Annotated in this window: 14 protein-coding genes and 3 tRNA genes; 9 read left to right on the top strand and 8 right to left on the bottom strand. The window is 41.8% G+C overall.

Annotation, left to right across the window (positions count from 1 at the left end):
- Positions 1 to 9 precede the first annotated feature (9 nt).
- Complete coding sequence (locus tag BI198_RS14400) at positions 10 to 1,050, bottom strand: cobalamin biosynthesis protein (protein WP_070050179.1); 1,041 nt, start codon at positions 1,048 to 1,050, stop codon at positions 10 to 12.
- Positions 1,051 to 1,111: 61 nt separating this feature from the next.
- Positions 1,112 to 1,822 (bottom strand): 5'-methylthioadenosine/S-adenosylhomocysteine nucleosidase, encoded by a 711-nt coding sequence (gene mtnN / locus BI198_RS14395; protein ID WP_070050178.1) that lies wholly within the window; start codon positions 1,820 to 1,822, stop codon positions 1,112 to 1,114.
- A gap of 188 nt (positions 1,823 to 2,010) precedes the next feature.
- Here mtnN and BI198_RS14390 point away from each other — a divergent pair, with 188 nt between their 5' ends.
- The gene (locus BI198_RS14390; RefSeq protein WP_070050177.1) at positions 2,011 to 2,547 is read left to right on the top strand and encodes an outer membrane beta-barrel protein; all 537 of its coding nucleotides are present in this window, start codon (positions 2,011 to 2,013) and stop codon (positions 2,545 to 2,547) included.
- Positions 2,548 to 2,594: 47 nt separating this feature from the next.
- Here BI198_RS14390 and BI198_RS14385 read toward each other — a convergent pair whose 3' ends face one another.
- Positions 2,595 to 3,050 (bottom strand): methylated-DNA--[protein]-cysteine S-methyltransferase, encoded by a 456-nt coding sequence (locus BI198_RS14385; RefSeq protein WP_070050176.1) that lies wholly within the window; start codon positions 3,048 to 3,050, stop codon positions 2,595 to 2,597.
- Between the two features lies 1 nt (position 3,051).
- Positions 3,052 to 3,900 (bottom strand): DNA-3-methyladenine glycosylase family protein, encoded by an 849-nt coding sequence (locus BI198_RS14380; RefSeq protein WP_070050175.1) that lies wholly within the window; start codon positions 3,898 to 3,900, stop codon positions 3,052 to 3,054.
- Between the two features lie 230 nt (positions 3,901 to 4,130).
- Here BI198_RS14380 and BI198_RS14375 point away from each other — a divergent pair, with 230 nt between their 5' ends.
- Both BI198_RS14375 and BI198_RS14370 read left to right on the top strand, forming a co-directional pair.
- Positions 4,131 to 5,369 (top strand): DUF819 family protein, encoded by a 1,239-nt coding sequence (locus tag BI198_RS14375; protein WP_070050174.1) that lies wholly within the window; start codon positions 4,131 to 4,133, stop codon positions 5,367 to 5,369.
- A gap of 39 nt (positions 5,370 to 5,408) precedes the next feature.
- A complete protein-coding gene (locus BI198_RS14370; RefSeq protein ID WP_070050173.1) occupies positions 5,409 to 6,491 on the top strand; it encodes an AI-2E family transporter in 1,083 nt (360 codons plus the stop codon).
- 135 nt (positions 6,492 to 6,626) lie between these two features.
- On the opposite strand, the gene BI198_RS14365 is transcribed toward BI198_RS14370, so the two are convergent.
- Together BI198_RS14365 and BI198_RS14360 are read right to left on the bottom strand one after the other, a co-directional pair.
- Positions 6,627 to 6,821: a hypothetical protein gene (locus BI198_RS14365; protein ID WP_070050172.1), complete on the bottom strand. Its 195-nt coding sequence runs from the start codon at positions 6,819 to 6,821 to the stop codon at positions 6,627 to 6,629.
- Between the two features lie 166 nt (positions 6,822 to 6,987).
- Complete coding sequence (locus BI198_RS14360) at positions 6,988 to 7,638, bottom strand: DUF2726 domain-containing protein (protein WP_070050171.1); 651 nt, start codon at positions 7,636 to 7,638, stop codon at positions 6,988 to 6,990.
- A gap of 244 nt (positions 7,639 to 7,882) precedes the next feature.
- Here BI198_RS14360 and aceB point away from each other — a divergent pair, with 244 nt between their 5' ends.
- Complete coding sequence (gene aceB / locus BI198_RS14355) at positions 7,883 to 9,496, top strand: malate synthase A (protein WP_070050170.1); 1,614 nt, start codon at positions 7,883 to 7,885, stop codon at positions 9,494 to 9,496.
- A gap of 93 nt (positions 9,497 to 9,589) precedes the next feature.
- On the opposite strand, the gene BI198_RS14350 is transcribed toward aceB, so the two are convergent.
- Complete coding sequence (locus BI198_RS14350) at positions 9,590 to 10,534, bottom strand: LysR family transcriptional regulator (RefSeq protein ID WP_070050169.1); 945 nt, start codon at positions 10,532 to 10,534, stop codon at positions 9,590 to 9,592.
- 239 nt (positions 10,535 to 10,773) lie between these two features.
- Here BI198_RS14350 and BI198_RS14345 point away from each other — a divergent pair, with 239 nt between their 5' ends.
- Positions 10,774 to 12,369: an isocitrate lyase gene (locus BI198_RS14345; protein ID WP_070050168.1), complete on the top strand. Its 1,596-nt coding sequence runs from the start codon at positions 10,774 to 10,776 to the stop codon at positions 12,367 to 12,369.
- Positions 12,370 to 12,457: 88 nt separating this feature from the next.
- On the opposite strand, the gene BI198_RS14340 is transcribed toward BI198_RS14345, so the two are convergent.
- Positions 12,458 to 15,250: an ATP-binding protein gene (locus BI198_RS14340; RefSeq protein ID WP_070050167.1), complete on the bottom strand. Its 2,793-nt coding sequence runs from the start codon at positions 15,248 to 15,250 to the stop codon at positions 12,458 to 12,460.
- Positions 15,251 to 15,451: 201 nt separating this feature from the next.
- On the opposite strand from BI198_RS14340, the gene BI198_RS14335 reads away from it, so the two are divergent.
- The 4 genes from BI198_RS14335 to BI198_RS14320 all read left to right on the top strand — a co-directional run bounded on the left by BI198_RS14335 (position 15,452) and on the right by BI198_RS14320 (position 18,196).
- Positions 15,452 to 15,527, top strand: a tRNA-Phe gene (locus BI198_RS14335).
- A gap of 108 nt (positions 15,528 to 15,635) precedes the next feature.
- Positions 15,636 to 15,711, top strand: a tRNA-Thr gene (locus tag BI198_RS14330).
- A gap of 50 nt (positions 15,712 to 15,761) precedes the next feature.
- Positions 15,762 to 15,837 (top strand) — tRNA-Phe (locus tag BI198_RS14325).
- 190 nt (positions 15,838 to 16,027) lie between these two features.
- Positions 16,028 to 18,196: a prolyl oligopeptidase family serine peptidase gene (locus tag BI198_RS14320; RefSeq protein ID WP_070050166.1), complete on the top strand. Its 2,169-nt coding sequence runs from the start codon at positions 16,028 to 16,030 to the stop codon at positions 18,194 to 18,196.
- The last annotated feature ends 166 nt before the right edge of the window (positions 18,197 to 18,362 follow it).

Raw genomic sequence — 18,362 nt, 5'->3', positions numbered from 1 at the left:
TTTGCTTACTTAACGTGGTAGAAACCACAAATAATTAAGTAGGCTTAGCGCACAAATTAACAGTAATACATAAAGATGTAAAAAACGGATTAGGCGCAAAGTACATATTATATCGACTGCAGCGGGTGGATGTTTAGCTGTAAAGCGCATTCTAGACACTTTATTTTGTATGTATTTATGATCAATATCTTTTTTGCTTGCAGATTTATTACCAGAAACGTTTTTGTCCGCAGGACGGTCTTGGTTTTTATGTTTATAGTAGGCAGGTCCGCCTAAATCACAATTAAGCGCAACACTGGCACAGCTTAGTAAGTAAAAACTACCACGACTAAAAAATAGGCGCGTTTGTTGGCACTTTTTATAACAACGTATTAGTCCATATTGTAGCGCAATAAGACTACTGCTGAACATTAATGCCGGCAAGGCTAGGAAGGTTGCTATAACTGAGGCCGGATAGCCAAAATAGCGAAACTGGCTAAGCTTAGGATTCCACTGTCGTTGTAGTTCTTGTAATAAACGATAGCTAAGCGCGGCTAACCCGCCACCCAGTAAAAAATAGCCTAAGGTAGCAATAAATAACTTACTACTTTGCAGTAACAAGCTTTCTAGTAGCGCTTTACTTAAGCCCATGTTCGTTAAGGCTTTAGTTTGGCGTAACAGCAAGCCATCAGCTTGTTGTCGGGCTAAAGACAGTTGTTGCTGTTGTAACAGCGAACTAATACGCGCGGCCTTTTGGCTTTGCGAGCGCCAATCTAAACAACAATACAGTAATAGCGCATCTAATATTATCGGCAGTTCAGAAAATTGATATAACGCGTAAAACAGTATTATACAAGGTAAAACAGCCACTAAAATGGCCAAGCAACCCGATAATAGTTGCTGCTGTTTGCTACGAGTTACATCGGGATTAACTTTCTTGGCTAATTGTTGGGCAAAAAAGCGGAATAAAGTCAGAGGATGATAAGCATCAGGCAGTGGTAATAGCGTTGAGACTAAAACCACTGCTAGTAATACAAGGGGATAAACCGGTAATGTGTCTAACCAGCTCATATTACCAGTATCTCTCGTTCCATGGGCTCATGTTGCCAACACTCAAGTTATTGACCTCTGGTTATAAATTAAGCGTCGCTAAACGGCTAAGTAACTGTTTTACCATCGCTGAACTGTTTTTTGATGCCACTTCTAAATAAGCTTCAAAAGATTCAGGCGATTCTTTGCCGGCAATATCGCTAAGGCTGCGAATAACCACAAAAGGTGTGTTAAGCATATAACAAGTTTGGGCAATAGCCGCGCCTTCCATTTCGACTGCTAGCATTGTCGGGAACTGCTGGCGCATTATGTTTATTCGGTCCGGATCACAAATAAAGCTATCACCAGTGGTAATTAAGCCTTTCTTAGTTTTACAAAAACCTAAGCTAGCAATGCTTTGCTCTGCAGCACTGACTAAATCAGGATGCGGGATAAAAGCCGCGGGCATTTGTGGCACTTGACCTAATTCGTAACCAAAAGCGGTTACATCAACATCATGATGGCGCACTTCACTGCTAATGACGATATCGCCAACATTTAATTCTGGATCAAAACCACCCGCTGAACCGGTGTTTATAATCGCATTGGGCGTAAAATGTTGGATCATTAACGTAGTGGCTACAGCACTAGCCACTTTACCTATGCCAGATTGTACTAACACTACACGGCAATTGTTTAATTCACCGGTGTAAAAAACACAGTGGCCAAGCTCTTTGGTTTCTAAATGGGATAGTTGCTGGCGCAGTATGGCAACTTCTGCTTCCATCGCGCCAATAATGCCAATTAATTGCATGCTGTCGTCTCTAGATTAAAAACCATTAGTATAATGGCCTTGGCTTATAAAATCCTAACTTTTAACCGGTTTAAAGTTCAGGTGGCATTAATCTGCAGCCAGTATGCTTAAGTCACTGAATTGAAATCAGGATAAATTTTGCTTCGAGCAAAGTTAAACCAAAAAAAGTAATCCAAGGAGTTTTAACGATGAAAAAATCAATTTTACTTGCAGCAGCTTGTGCTAGTGTTTTCGCCGCCGCCGCGACAGCGGATATTCGTTGGGATTATGTCGGTGCTGGTTATACAGATGCTTATGTCGATGGCCCTTATATTGAAGGTTCTATGCGTTTAGATAGCAACTGGGTTGCGGATGCAAGCTTCTCTGTGCTGTCAAAGCATAATTACGATGTTAATGTATTGAAAGCAGGCGTTAAATATCTATTAAATCAGCGCTTAGATTTTTCACCTAAGACCCAAACTTACGTTTTAGCCGGTTTACAAACTGAATTTAAAGATGGCGATGACACCGGTGGATACGCTGGTATCGGCTTTAAGCATCCATTAACACCACAAGTTGAGTTGTATTCAGAAGCCAGTTACCACTCAATTTACGATGATTATGGTAGCTTAGTGGGTGGTGTAGCGTTTTACTTTAGCCCAGACTGGGCAGTACGCAGTAATATTGCCTTAAATAGCAGTGATGTTAAAAATGAATTCCGCTTTGGTGTCTCTTACCAATTCTAATTCGACCTTAGTTAATGCGCTGTAATAAGCGTTAATCGAACAGCACCCTAGTGGTGCTGTTCGTGTTTAAGTAACCACGCTTTTCTATCTAACCCTCCAGCATAACCAGTAAGTTTACCACTAGCGCCAATAACACGATGACACGGCACTATAATAGAGATCGGGTTGCGACCATTAGCGGCACCTACTGCACGCATGGCTTTGGGCCTTTCAATTTGCTGGGCTATTGCTGCGTAACTGCAAGTGCTCGCAAAGGGGATAGTGGTTAGTTGTTGCCAAACTTGTCGCTGAAACTCAGTGCCAGTTGCGGCTAACGGTAAGTCAAACTGCTGTAAGTTACCGGCAAAGTAAGCATTAAGTTGCGCTGCGGCTTGCTCAGTTATTGGCGATGGTTTAGCGGTAGCTTGCTCAGAGGGCTGAATAAAGAGTGCTTCAGTCACGCCCTGTTCTGAAGCAGAAATGCGCATCAGGCCAAGTGGGGTGTCAATATATTGATGATACATATTAAGCTCCTAAGCTAAACCAAAGTTGAAACGTAGCATAACTACGCCAAGGTGATAATAAGTTTAGATCATCTGCCACTGTTTCTGTTTGTTGTAAGGCTTTTTTTATGCCTAAATCTCCGGCTAGCCATATATCAGGCTCAGATAAACCACGTAACTTGGCGTAGTTTATGCTCCAAGGACCTATACCTTTAATACTTAACCATTGCTCTGGTGCAGCATTCGGTTGCTCAATCATTAGCCCTGCCAACGCCAGTAGGCTCTCTCGGCGTAATTGCGGTACTTTAATCATATCTAATGAGCTAGCTAAAACTGTTTCTGGGCTGGGGAATAAATATTTAGGGCCGTCGGACGGTATCTCTAATTGCACATCTAACGGCTCAACTAACGGCTCACCTAACGGCTCACCTAGGGCACTCACTAAGCGGTTAAGTTGGGTGCGGGCACCGGCTACGCTGACTTGTTGGCCTAAAATCGCTCTAACACCGGCCTCCCAAGCATCCCAGACGCCAGGAATGCGTAAACCAGGAATAAAGCCTTGGCGGAATAAACGGTGTTGGCTAAGGCAGTATTCTACTTGTTGTATGTCAACATCAAGATCCAGCAAGCGTCTGATGTTCGCTATTAGCAATTTTGTATCGGTGTCTGCAGCATAATGTAAGTTAAGCTGGAGTTGACGGCCATTTAATACCCTGACTTCAAACCAGCCCGGTTGCTGTTGATAACAGAAAGTACGGCCATAATGGCCATCACGTACCCAATCAATGCCATTAAGTGTGCGAAATTGCCAAAAGTTTAGCATGTGCTGCCAGGCTAAAGGAGGGGTGTAATCAAGTGTCAGCTGGATCATCTTGGCTCTGTTAATTAACGCGACTAAAAAAGCTATAGTACATAAAATCTAAAACCATGCTTACTCATTTAATCTGATACCAAATTTATCTGGCGTTTAAAGCTTTCTCAGAAGCTGCAAACTGTCGAAAAACGGCTGTAATATAGCGGTGTCTGCTTTGAGCTAAGCAGCGGCTATGCTATGTTGACGAAAATTATTATAATGACGTGTCAACTCGAACAAGGTCTATTATGCAAGAAAGCACTGTTTTAATTACTAATGATGCGGTTGTGCTAGGAATACTAGCAACAATTTTGGGGCTAGTTTTTTATACAAGTCATAGTCAAAACCGCTACTGTAAAGCGTTTTACAAATACGTTCCGGCACTCCTACTATGCTATTTTATACCCTCGTTATTTAACAGCTTTGGCATTATTGACGGTGAAGGCTCGGCTTTATACAAAGTTGCCTCGCGTTACTTATTACCTGCCAGCTTAGTATTACTAACATTAAGCGTTGATTTTAAAGCTATTTTAGGGCTTGGACCAAAAGCATTAATTATGTTTTTAACCGGTACGCTAGGTATTATAATCGGTGGTCCAATTGCATTAACCTTAATGGGCACAATATTTCCGCAAGAATTAGGCGGTGATGTTTGGCGTGGTATGACAACCATTGCAGGTAGCTGGATTGGCGGCGGTGCTAACCAAGCGGCAATGAAAGAAGTATTTGACGTTCAAGGCAATATTTTTTCGGTGATGATCACCGTGGATGTTATCGTTGCTAATCTTTGGATGGCCGTATTACTTTGGATAGCCAGTCGTGCTGACTACTTTGATAAAGCAAACGGTGCGGATACCACAGGTATTAAATACTTACGGGAAAAAATAGAAAAGTACCAAGCTGAAAACTCCCGAATTCCAAGTTTAAATGACATTATGCTGATAGTTGCGGTGGCCTTTGGTGTGGTCGGCTTATCTCACTTCTTGGCAGATATCATTGCTCCGTGGTTAGAGCGGGTAGCCCCTCAATTAGCGATGTATAGCTTAACCAGTAGCTTCTTCTGGTTAGTGGTTATTGCCACCACGTTAGGCTTGTTACTGTCTGTGACCAGAGTACGTAATTTAGAAGCGGCTGGCGCATCTAAAATAGGCTCAGCTTTCCTATACATCTTAGTGGCAACCATTGGTATGCATATGGATGTAACAGCGATATTGGATTATCCGCATATGTTTTTAGTCGGCCTAGTCTGGATGGCGGTGCACGCGGGTTTATTATTGGTGGTGGCTAAGTTAATTAAAGCACCGATGTTTTATATGGCTGTAGGCAGCCAAGCCAACGTGGGTGGTGCCGCTTCTGCACCCGTTGTTGCCGCGGCATTTCATCCGTCTTTAGCACCTGTTGGGGTGTTATTAGCGGTGTTAGGCTATGGCTTAGGTACTTACGGTGCTTATATTTGTGGCTTATTGCTACAACAAGTTGCACCTTAATACATGTATACCAGTTGTTTAAACAAGGATCGAGTGACAATGGCAGAATTTAAAACAGAACCCAGACACTGGCTATTAATTATAGCCCTGCTATTGGCACTTTATGCCAGTTATTTACTCATAGCACCTTATGTAGGTGCCTTAGTATTAGCTTTTGTGTTGTCATTATTATGTATTTCATTACATAAGCGACTTGAAGCCAAGTTACCCGGTAAACCTAATTTGGCGGCGGCGTTATCATGTACGGCCTTAGTAGTTGTTATTGTATTACCTGCTGGGCTGGTATTTTTTGCTATTGTGCAGCAAGCGGCGCAATTTACTAAACAAAGCTATCAGTGGTTAAGTAAAGGCGGCGCTGAAAAGCTATTACAACACCCATCTATTATCAATGGCAAAGAAAAGATAGAGCATTACTTACCCATCGATAGCGTAAATACCCAAGATATCATTCAGCGTTTAACGGAGTTTGCTTCTAGTTTTGGTAAAGTTTTATTGGATATGGGCACTAAATTAGTCGGCGATATTACCGGAGTATTATTTGGCCTGTTTCTGATGTTATTTGTGTTGTTTTTTTTACTTCGCGATTACGACAAAGTGGTGGATGCTTTACATTGGTTAATCCCGTTAACGCGTAGCCAAGAAAACGCGCTATTAACTGAGGCAAAAAACGTTGGCCGTTCTGCAGTAATGGGCTCGTTTTTAACCGGCATAGCACAAGGTGTTGCAGGTGGTATTGCCATGTCTATTGTTGGCATGCCAGGCTTATTTTGGGGCACAATGATGGCCTTTGCGTCATTTATTCCGCTAGTAGGCACGGCATTAATTTGGATACCTGCTGCATTGTATTTAGGCTTAACCGGAGAATGGGGTTGGGCAGCCTTTTTAGCGGGTTGGGGTGTTATTGTTGTCGGCTCTATTGATAATTTTTTACGACCTATATTGATGCAAGGCAGTTCTAATATGAATACCTTGCTGATTTTTCTGTCATTAATCGGCGGTATTCAATTGTTTGGTTTAATAGGCGTAATTTATGGGCCTATTATTTTTGCCTTAACCGCAGTGTTATTAAAACTGTATGCAATAGAGTTTAAAGGTTTTTTAGAGCAGCAAGATAAAAGCTAGGCCGATAGTAAGCTTTGTTTATAAGTGTTTTAAATGGGCTATAACAAAGAGATAACGAGCAAGTAGAGGCTTAGCCAGTAAAAAAATAAAGCCAGCATTATGCTGGCTTTATAGTTTGCGACATATGGCGAGAGGTTAAACACTAATATTAATGTTTTGGCCTAAGTTGCCTACAGGTGCAGAAGATTGCACTTGTTCAACACTTTGCATAGCACTTTGTACTAGCATAGTGGCCATTTTAGCTTCTTGATTTTGCTGTTTTTTTGCCATTACGGCGCCAAGAACTTCAAAAGCTTGCGCTGTCGCTGTAGAGCCTACAGATTGACTCATAGTACCTCCTATGACAATACACTGCATTAGTGTAACGGCAACTACGAGAATTACTTAAGTTTTTTTTGGAATAGCAGGCTAAATGTTTTTTTTAAATAAAAAAATACCGCCCGTTGCAGCGGGCGGTATTCCAACTTAGCGCGGAGTGACTCATTTCTCCAAAGCGTTAAGAAGCCTGTATCAGCGCGGTTTGTTGCGCTTTAATTTGTGAATGCGATAAAACCGGTATCGGCAATTTATTGCCATTGCTCGCTGGTTTTAATGAGCGAACCGGTCTGGTTGGTCCTTTTTTAACTAAACCTTTAAACGTCGGTTCTGGTTTAGTCACTGGTTTTCCTAATCGATTGGCAATCACAGTTTGAATTTCACTAGCAGTATAGCCTGCTTTTATTTTCATGCGTAAATAGGGTACTGCTGCGGCATCTAAAGCACCATTAACAAACCAGTCTGGTATCGCTTTATGGCCTTCTTTATTAGTATTGTTTACTAAGTCTAAAACAGCAATAACCCGCATATCATTAGGGTCACAAAGCACAAAGTCTAAATATTTTGCATTTAGTTTGCGTAAGGTACTATTGTGAGTTTTATCGCCGACACCTTTTTTTATTTCAATAATATCAGCTAGTTTTACTCTATTAAGTACTTTGTACTCACTACTCACCGCTTGCTCTAATAATTGCATAAAAGCTCGTTCTACCGGGCTGAAAATGCTATTTCGCTTTTGCACCGGAAACGGATTACCATTAGAAACAAAGCGATTTGCGACCAATGCCACTACTATGACTAATAGTAGGATCAATAATAAAACAAATTCCATAACCACCTCTGACATTAAATTGACGCAGTGCCAATACTTAGCCTTACCGTAAGTATTAAGCACAAGCTGTGCCATGATTTTAGTTATGCGTAAAATATTGTTATGCGTTACATGAATGGCAGAGATTCTTTGTATTGATATGTTTTATAGTGGAATGGGCTTATAGTAAAAATCTATTTGGTTAATATAAGCGCTTATTAGTTAGCTTATATATTAACGCTAGCAGCAAAAAAGGACTGACCTTATGACGACCACTAGCCGTGCTGAATTAAGCATTATTGCCCCTTTAACTAACGATTATCAGCAAATTTTAACTGAATCGGCTTGTGCCTTATTAGTTGAATTAACCCGAGAATTTCGGCCGCGTTTAAAGCAGCTACTTGCTGAGCGACAAATCGTACAGCAACGTTATGATGCCGGAGAACTGCCGGATTTCTTAGCCGAAACAGCCAATATTCGTCAAACTGACTGGCAAGTGGCTGCGATTCCTGAGGATTTACGCGATCGTCGAGTAGAAATTACCGGTCCGGTCGATCGGAAAATGATTATTAATGCCCTAAATGCTGACGTTAAAGTGTTTATGGCAGATTTTGAAGACTCGCAAGCCCCCAGCTGGCAAGGGCTTATGCAAGGTCAGATTAATTTACGTGATGCTAATCTTGGCACTATTAGTTATACCGATGAAAATTCAGGTAAGCATTATGCGTTAAACCCCGATCCGGCATTATTAGTTGCCCGTGTTCGTGGTATGCATTTATGGGAAAAACATTTAGTTGTTGATGGCGAGCCCGTCCCTGGCTCTATTGTCGATTTTGCCCTGTATTTTTTGCATAACTATCAAACCCGTACCGCTAATGGCAGCGGTGTTTATTACTACGTACCAAAATTACAGACCCATCAAGAAGCAAAATGGTGGGATGATTTATTTCGTTACACTGAGCAGAAGTTTAACCAAGACATTGGTTGCATCCGCACTACAGTATTGATAGAAACGTTACCGGCTGTGTTCGAAATGGACGAAATCTTATATATGCTAAAAGATCATATAGTGGCACTGAACTGTGGCCGCTGGGATTATATTTTTAGCTATATAAAAACGCTGAAAAACCATGCTGATAGAGTATTGCCGGATCGGCAAGTGGTGACCATGCAACAACCGTTTTTAAATGCTTACTCTCGGTTATTAGTGAGGACCTGCCATAAACGTGGTGCCTTAGCGATGGGCGGTATGGCGGCATTAATTCCGTCTAAAGACCAAGCAGAAAACACTAAAATTTTAGCTAAGGTGCGTGCTGATAAAGAATTAGAAGCGAAAAATGGTCATGATGGTACTTGGATAGCCCACCCAGGACTTGCGGCAACAGTAAACACCGTGCTTGATCAGTATTTAACTGCTACTAAAGTTAACCAGCTTGATGTTACACGAGAGCAAGATGCGCCGATTACTGCGGCAGAGCTTCTTGAGCCGTGCCCAGGTGAACGGACAGAAGAAGGTATGCGAACCAATATTCGGGTGGCATTACAATATATTGCAGCTTGGATCAGTGGCAAAGGCTGCGTACCTATTTACGGTTTAATGGAAGATGCCGCCACCGCAGAAATTTCTCGAACCTCTATTTGGCAATGGATCCAGCATAAAAAGCAGTTAAGTAATGGTCAGTTAATTACTAACCAATTGTTTAGCACTATGCTAGAGCAAGAATCAAAAGTGGTACGGCAAGAAGTGGGTGAAGCACTTTGGGCTGAGCAAAGCTTTACTCAAGCGCAGCAGTTATTACTGGATATTACCACTTGTGATCAACTGGTAGACTTTTTAACCTTACCGGCCTACGAGTTACTGAGTCAAAGCAACGGATAGCTTATACCGGCCTACAGCGCCGCAATAAATATGCTAGCGCTCAGGTTAATGAGTTGCATGTTTATTGCGGTATTTAATTAGGCTAACACGTATTTAAGTCTTGTTTAGTTCGTCAGCTACTTCAGTAATCAAACGTCTAAACCAAATATGGCTAGCGTCTTGGTGCAATAATGGACTCCAAATCATTTTTAGCTCGATAGCTGGAATAGCAAAAGGCGGGTCCATAATTGCCATACTAGTATCATTTTCATATAAGCGTGCAGCACGAGTTGGCAACGTGGCAATTAAATCCATACCGACCGAGAGATGCATAGCAACATGATAATTACGGGTAAATACCGATATTTTACGCTGCTTGCCGATATGGGTTAACGCTTCATCTACCCAGCCTAACTTTTGCACATCTTTAGGATCCATGCCTACGCCAACACCAAAACCGGTTTTACTAACCCAAATATGCTGGGCTTTTAAATAGCTATCAAGATTAAACCGCTCTAACACCGGGTTACTAGCACTTATTAAACAAGAAAAGCTGTCGCGCCACACCGTCTTTTGATGAAAAGATTGCGGCAGTTGATCAAAACGGTTAATCGCCATATCCACTTTACCGTTTTCTACGTCATGAAAATTAACATCAGACGGAGTCATAATATCGAGGCTAGTGTGAGGGGCCAGTTCGCGCATTTTTTTTAATAACGCCGGTATTAGGGTAGAGGCTGCATAATCACTGGCCATAATCCTAAATACCCGCTGGCTTTGCTCGGGCTCAAAGTCTTTATTAGGTTGTAGGGTTTCTTCTAGGGTTAATAACACACCACGTACGATAGGTGCTAACTCACGGGCACGCTCAGTCGGTACCATGCCATCAGAAGTGCGAACTAAAATAGGATCATTTAATAAATCGCGCAGCCGTTTTAAACCATTACTCATGGCCGGTTGAGTAATATTAAGTTGGCCAGCAGCACGGGTGACATTTTTCTCTCGTAACAACACATCTAAATAGACTAATAAGTTTAGATCCATTTTTTTAATATTCATTTTATCTATGACTCATCATTTAAATATAACGTTACTGAATTATAGGCTCGAAGCGGTATTCAGCGTCAAGTAAACTTTGCTATAAATCTAGGTATAAATTTGGTGAATGATAGGAATCATTAAAATTAGCTTTATGAATCTTACGACTCGCATCTATAGTGTATGTCAACAGGTAAGCGTTCACCTGCAACATTTCAGCGTCAATTACGCTGCGCGAACAGCAAGTAGAGGAAATAATTATGTCAGCATACCAAGATGCGATACAAAAATTAACCCAATTACGTCAGCAAAACGGCGCCGCTTGGGCTGCAATTAATCCTGAGTCTGCCGCTAGAATGCAGACCCAAAACCGTTTTCATACCGGTTTAGATATTGCCCGTTACACAGCAGATATTATGCGTGCAGATATGGCAGCTTACGATGCAGATACCAGTGCTTACACCCAATCATTAGGTTGTTGGCATGGTTTTATTGGTCAGCAAAAATTAATTTCTATTAAAAAGCACTTCGGTAGCACTAAAAAGAAATACTTATACTTATCTGGCTGGATGATTGCCGCTTTACGTTCAGACTTTGGTCCCTTACCTGATCAGTCCATGCATGAAAAAACCGCAGTGCCAGCACTAATTGAAGAGCTATACACTTTTTTAAAGCAAGCGGATGCTCGTGAACTAGGGGGCTTATTCCGCGAACTAGACGATGCGCGTGATGCAAACAATGAGCAGCAAGCTGCCGCAGTACAGCAAAAAATCGATAACTTTGAAACCCATGTTGTGCCAATTATTGCAGATATTGATGCCGGTTTTGGTAATGAAGAAGCCACCTATTTATTAGCTAAAAAGATGATTGAAGCAGGTGCTTGTGCTATCCAGATTGAAAACCAAGTGTCTGATGAAAAACAGTGTGGCCACCAAGACGGTAAAGTAACGGTTCCGCATGCTGATTTCTTAGCAAAAATTAATGCCGTGCGATATGCCTTTTTAGAACTAGGTGTGGATAACGGTATCATCGTTGCCCGTACCGATTCATTAGGCGCAGGGTTAACCAAACAAATTGCCGTTACTAACGAGCCAGGTGATTTAGGTGACTTATATAACAGCTTTTTAGACGGTGACGTGATTAAAGGTGCCGACGATATTGCCAATGGTGATGTTGTGGTTAAAGCCAATGGCAAATTATTAAAACCAAAGCGCTTAGCCAGTGGTTTGTTCCAGTTTAAAGCGGGTACCGGTGTTGATCGCGTAGTACTAGATTGTATTACTTCGTTACAGCACGGTGCGGACTTATTATGGATAGAAACTGAAAAGCCCCATGTTGGCCAAATTGCTGAAATGGTTAACCGTATTCGTGAAGTAGTACCGAATGCCAAACTGGTTTACAACAACAGCCCATCGTTTAACTGGACTTTAAACTTCCGTCAGCAAGTATTCGACACCTGGCAGGAAGCCGGTAAAGATGTGTCAGCTTACGCCCGAGCTAAGTTAATGAGTGAAGAGTATGACGCTACAGCGTTAGCCAAAGAAGCCGATGATTGGATCCGTACTTTCCAAGCAGATGCGGCACGTGATGCCGGTATTTTCCATCACTTAATCACATTGCCAACGTACCATACTGCAGCCTTGTCGACCGATAACTTGGCTAAAGAGTACTTTGGTGATGCCGGTATGCTGGGCTATGTAGAAGGCGTACAACGTAAAGAGATCCGGCAAAATATTGCCTGTGTAAAACACCAGAATATGTCGGGTTCAGATGTTGGTGATGATCATAAAGAATACTTCTCGGGTGATGCCGCGCTTAAAGCCGGTGGTAAAGATAACACTATGAATCAGTTTTAATTAAAGTATTAACTAATTAAGACTAAAAAGGCAGCTGTTAGCTGCCTTTTTTATTGCTAATTACCGGCATTAAACCCGTTTTCAGCAATTAATAGCGCTGCTGGACATAACTGACCACGTCTTGATACTTTTGCTCTAAGGTGCGGATAGTTTCATTGATCACCGACCAATCACTTTGCTCTGCTGCTTTTTCTAATTTTGCAGCTTGCTCGGTTAACGTTAAAGCACCGACACTTTTGGCTGACGCTTTTAATTGATGGCCAATAGAGCAGACTAAGCTTCTATCTTGTTGCTGCGAATGCTGCTGCAGTTGTTGCAGTAATTCGGCGCTGCTGGTAACAAAATAGTTTAAATGCTGCTCATGCTTTTCGGGATCATTGCCCAAATAGTTAGCAATAGTTGTAAAGCAAATTGGCGCCGGTAGCGAGTCTTTTACAGTAGATGGAGTAGCTGGAGTAGATACCGTTGCAGTAGATGTGTGTTGTGCGTCGTCGTCATGCGGCAGCCAGCGATCCATCATGGTCTCTAATGTAGCCAGTTCAATTGGCTTAGTAATATAACCGTCCATACCAATACTCAAACACTTTTGTTCTTCACCTTTAAGGGCGTTCGCGGTGACAGCAACGACGCGAGTAAACTCGGCTCCTTCACTAAGGTGTAGGCTTTCCTTTCTAATAGCAGTGACTAAATCATAACCACTCATATTAGGCATATGTAAATCGGTTAAAATAAGCGGGTAGTGATAACGACGCCATTTTTCCAGCGCGATAGTACCATCATCAGCCACTTCAACGGCATAACCTAAGGCATTTAGTTGCTCAACAATAACACGTTGATTCATTAAGTTATCTTCAGCTAATAACACTAATCGACGTTGCTTACGCGCGTCGCTAATAGACGGCGCTTGTTTAGTCGTTGCTAAGTGATAGTCGTGGTATACCGGCTTAGCTTTGCGTTTGGCGGCAATTAAAATAGCGTCATATAAGTGGCTGCGGCAAATAGGTGCGCTGTGCAAATAATAGACTCGATCAGTACTTTGCTCTGACAACTCAACTTGATTAGTGATCACCACAAATTGCACTTGATTCATACTTGCGTGCTGTTGAAGTTGCTCGATATCGTTAACTGACATTTGCTCATAGGTGGCATCTAGCACCCAAACTGCGGCTTGCTTAGGCGGTAATAGCTTCTGAGTCGATGCTCGCTGAGTTAATCCGCCAATACTGTCCACGCTATCCAACTCTGCGCCAGCGTAGCTTAAATATTGTTGTATATGTTTGCGGTTATGGGCATCGGTGGTAAAAAAACAAATATGAATATCTTGTAGTAAATCTTTAGCCACATACTGCAAGTCATCTGAGCGGCGCATTGGAATACGCACGCTAAACTCGGTGCCTTTATCAACTTCACTTTGAGCGTTGATCTCACCGTACATCAGGGTCACTAAACGTTGGCATATAGACAAGCCTAATCCAGTGCCACCAAATTTGCGCGTAATAGAGCCTTCTGCTTGATTAAACGGTTGAAACACATAATTTAGCTGGCGCTGGGTCATGCCACGGCCATTATCAATAATGCTAAATTGAATTTGACTAAAATCAAGATTCTCTTCAAGCATTTCGGCTTTAATCATGACTAGGCCGGTTTTGTCACTACTGGTGCTGGTAAATTTAATGGCATTACCGGCTAAATTATACAGTATTTGGCGTAAACGAACCGGATCGCCAATTAACCCATCCGGGATCTTAGGGTCAATAAACAGTTTTAAATCAATTTGCCGTTGATGCGCGACTGACACTAAAATTCGTCCCACGGCTTCAATGGTTTCTACTAAAGATAGCGGTATGGTTTCAAGCTCTAATTTACCGGCTTCGATTTTAGAAAAGTCTAAAATATCATCCAAAATACGCAGTAAAGAAAAAGACGATTCTCTTACCGTATCTGACATTCTAAATTGTGAGGTTGATAGCTGAGTTTTACGTAATAAGTCTACGGTACCAATAATGCCATTCATTGGCGTACGAATTTCATGGCTCATGGTGGCTAAAAAAGTCGACTTAGCTTCATTGGCTTTCTCAGCGGTTAGCTTAGCGGCTTCTAAGGCCTCAGTTCGTTGTTTTATTTGTTGTTCAACTTCTTGTTTTAAATTAGCAATATTGGCTTCAGATTCAGAAAAAGCTTTGTGAGATAACTCTATTCTGCGGAATAACTGGTTGATATAACTGGCTAATACGCCGTATTCATCGTCGGCATGGCTTTCTAAACTACCTTGAAATTGCTCTTTTTCTAATGCAAAACGAGTACCTATAACCAATGGTGATAAGCGACGGCTAAAAAAGCCTGAAATATGACGAGCAAAAAATAGGCTGAGTATTAGGCCTAGTACAATAGATACGATAAAGATAATGAGTACAGGTAACTGGCTTGGCGGTGTCAGTCGTTGCACATATATGAGCAAGGCTTGTTGTTCACTATCAATAGTGATGAGCTGGTTAGCCAATAAGTAATTGTCTTGTTGCTGGCTCAGATTTTTTAATTGCGGTTGTGGTGCATAGCCTTGCACGTTGCTGGTATTGGCAATTAATTCAAAGTTATCGGTTTTATTATTACTGAGATATAAATAAAGGGCTCGGTTACGGTCACCATTGCGGCTTTGCAATAGCATTTGCTCTGCTTGCTTATTATTTTTTTGCTGCAGTAACGGCAGTAAAATTCGACTGAGCATTTTGCTTTCAGTTTCAAGACGCTCTAGTCCTACATTGTTTTGCTCTGGATCAGGTAAACTAATAAAGAAAAACAAACTAGCTTGTACACACAAAATAATCATAGACAGCAAGGCCAACCGTTTAAAAATAGGTCGGCTAAATGATAAGTTTTTCATTGAAGATCCATTTTTTGCTGCTTACACTTTAGCAGGCTTGTTCGAATGAAGGTATTTTAACAACTTTGAAAAAATAACATAGTTGATTAGGCAAACTACAGCTTATTAGTGGTTTTTGTACAAGTTATAAGCTAACAGCACTAACTCTATAAAATATCTATTGACTTAATAGCGCAAAATCCGTTTAATACGACCCGCGTTGCCTCGATAGCTCAGTCGGTAGAGCAGAGGATTGAAAATCCTCGTGTCCCTGGTTCGATTCCGGGTCGAGGCACCATTAAATTTTTGGTGTCTGTATTTATTAACTTGGCTTTGACAGTAAAGTTTTAACAGTTTAATCTGTTGTATTCTCACAGCATCATACGATATAACAAAATTTGTCGTAGCCGCTTTAGCTCAGTTGGTAGAGCAACTGACTTGTAATCAGTAGGTCATCCGTTCGACTCGGATAAGCGGCACCATTGTTTAAAGTTATAGGCTAATATTAGTCATTAACTAGCACAGTTTATGTGCCTCGATAGCTCAGTCGGTAGAGCAGAGGATTGAAAATCCTCGTGTCCCTGGTTCGATTCCGGGTCGAGGCACCATTATAAAACAACAAACCAGCTTCGGCTGGTTTTGTTGTTTTTAGCGATAGTAGATTTTGTTAGCCCTTGATTTTACGCTTTAACTGCTGGATCTGAGCGCTAATTGGTCGCTAATTGATCATAGTCAAGCTTAGGCTTCTTTGCTAAGCTGCTTCGATATTATAACAACAATAAATCGGAGCCTATAGCTATGAAATATGCCCTTAGTATTTTAGCCGTATCGTTATTAACTGCCTGTGGCAGTGCGGATAACGTTAATTCTTCAGCCTCAACTCAAACGACTGCGACTATGCCAAATACCACGACTGCCATCACTTATCCTACTACCGCTAAAGGCGAGGTGGTAGACAGTTACTTTGAGCAACAAGTTGCCGATCCTTATCGCTGGTTAGAAGATGATCGTAGTGCTGAGACCGAGGCGTGGGTTACAGCACAAAACAAAGTCACCTTTGATTACTTAGAGCGCATTCCATATAGAGAAGATATTAAGCAAAAACTTACCGCATCTTGGAACTATGAAAAAGTAGGGGCGCCGTTTAAAGAAGGTAAATATACCTATTTTTATAAAAATGACGGTTTGCAAAATCAGTATGTCTTATATCGCCTGCTTGAAGACGGTAGCAGCGAAGTATTTTTAGACCCTAATACTTTTAGTGCTGATGGTACCACCTCATTAGCTGGCGTGACTTTTTCTAAAGATGGCTCTAAAGCAGCATACGCGATATCTGAAGGCGGAAGCGACTGGCGTAAAGTGATCATTATTGATGCAGAAACTAAACAGCAACTTGAACCAGAACTGGTTGATATTAAATTTAGTGGCATTAGTTGGGTAGGCAACGCAGGGTTTTATTACTCAAGTTACGACAAGCCTGATGGCAGTGAGCTTTCAGCTAAAACCGATCAGCATAAATTATATTACCATCAATTAGGCACAGCACAGCAGCAAGACCAAGTTGTATTTGGCGCTAGCGATGGGCAAAAGCACCGTTATGTTGGTGCGTCTGTTTCAGACGATGCGCGCTATTTATTAATTTCTGCGTCAGTGTCTACTTCAGGCAATAAACTGTTTATTAAAGATTTAACCCAGCCAAATAGTCAGCTAGTGACGATTTTAGATCACACTGATTCAGACACCTATTTATTAGATAATGATGGCAGTACTTTATTTTTAGTGACTAACTTAAATGCGCCAAATAAAAAAGTGGTTAAGGTTGATGCAGCAAATCCGACTGCAGATCATTGGCAAGATATTATTGCCGAAACTGAGCATGTGTTAAGTGCCAATAAAGGCGCGGGCTATATTTTTGCCGAGTATATGGTTGATGCCATATCTAAAGTGCAGCAATATGATTATAGCGGTACATTAATCCGCGACATTCAACTGCCAAACTTAGGCAGTGTGTCTGGCTTTGACGGTAAAAAGCAAGACGATACTTTGTATTATTCATTTAGTAATTACACCACAGCACCGACCATTTATAGTTTCTCGGCTACCAGCGGTAAGTCCGAGGTATATCACCAATCTGCGGCTAAGTTTGCCAGTGACAACTTTGTATCTGAGCAAGTGTTTTATGCCTCTAAAGACGGCACTAAAGTACCGATGATTATTAGCTATAAAAAAGGGCTTAAACTTGACGGCTCTAACCCGACTATTTTATATGGTTATGGCGGTTTTAATGTCAGCTTAACTCCAGGCTTTAGTGTCACTAATGCCGTTTGGATGGAGTTAGGCGGTGTTTACGCCGTACCTAATTTACGCGGTGGCGGCGAATATGGTAAAGACTGGCATAAAGCCGGTACCCTAATGCAAAAGCAAAACGTATTTGATGACTTTATTGCTGCAGCTAAATATTTGCAGCAGCAAGGTTATACATCAGCTGAAAAACTGGCAATTCGCGGTGGCTCTAACGGTGGTTTATTAGTGGGTGCCGTTATGACCCAACAACCTGAGTTAGTGAAGGTCGCTTTACCTGCTGTAGGTGTTATGGATATGCTGCGTTACCACACCTTTACTGCAGGGGCAGGTTGGGCTTACGATTACGGCACCAGCGAGCAAAGCGTCGACATGTTTAACTATTTACAGGGCTATTCTCCGGTACATAATGTTAAGCAAGGTGTGGCGTATCCAGCGACATTAGTGACAACAGCAGATCATGATGATCGAGTTGTGCCTGCGCATTCCTTTAAATTTGCTGCCGAACTACAGGCTAAAGCTGCGGGGGTTAATCCACAACTAATCCGGATTGAAACCAATGCCGGTCACGGTGCCGGTACGCCAGTGTCGAAGCAAATAGAGCAAACAGCCGATATCTTCAGCTTTACCTTATACAATATGGGCTATACCGCCTTACCTAATTAAGGCGCTTATGTGATTAAAAGCCCGCTACTGGCGGGCTTTATCGTTTTTAGGCCTAAGCATTGTAAAAGCGAGGGCTTCGTTTTACACTGCGTGCCCTTTTTATTTTTTGGCAGATCTTGGTGACTATACGACCAGCTTTACAGTGGCTCTGTGTTAAGCTGTGATC

It is taken from the genome of Rheinheimera salexigens (assembly GCF_001752395.1).
Lineage (GTDB): Bacteria > Pseudomonadota > Gammaproteobacteria > Enterobacterales > Alteromonadaceae > Alishewanella > Alishewanella salexigens.
This window is presented reverse-complemented; position numbering and strand designations above follow the sequence as displayed.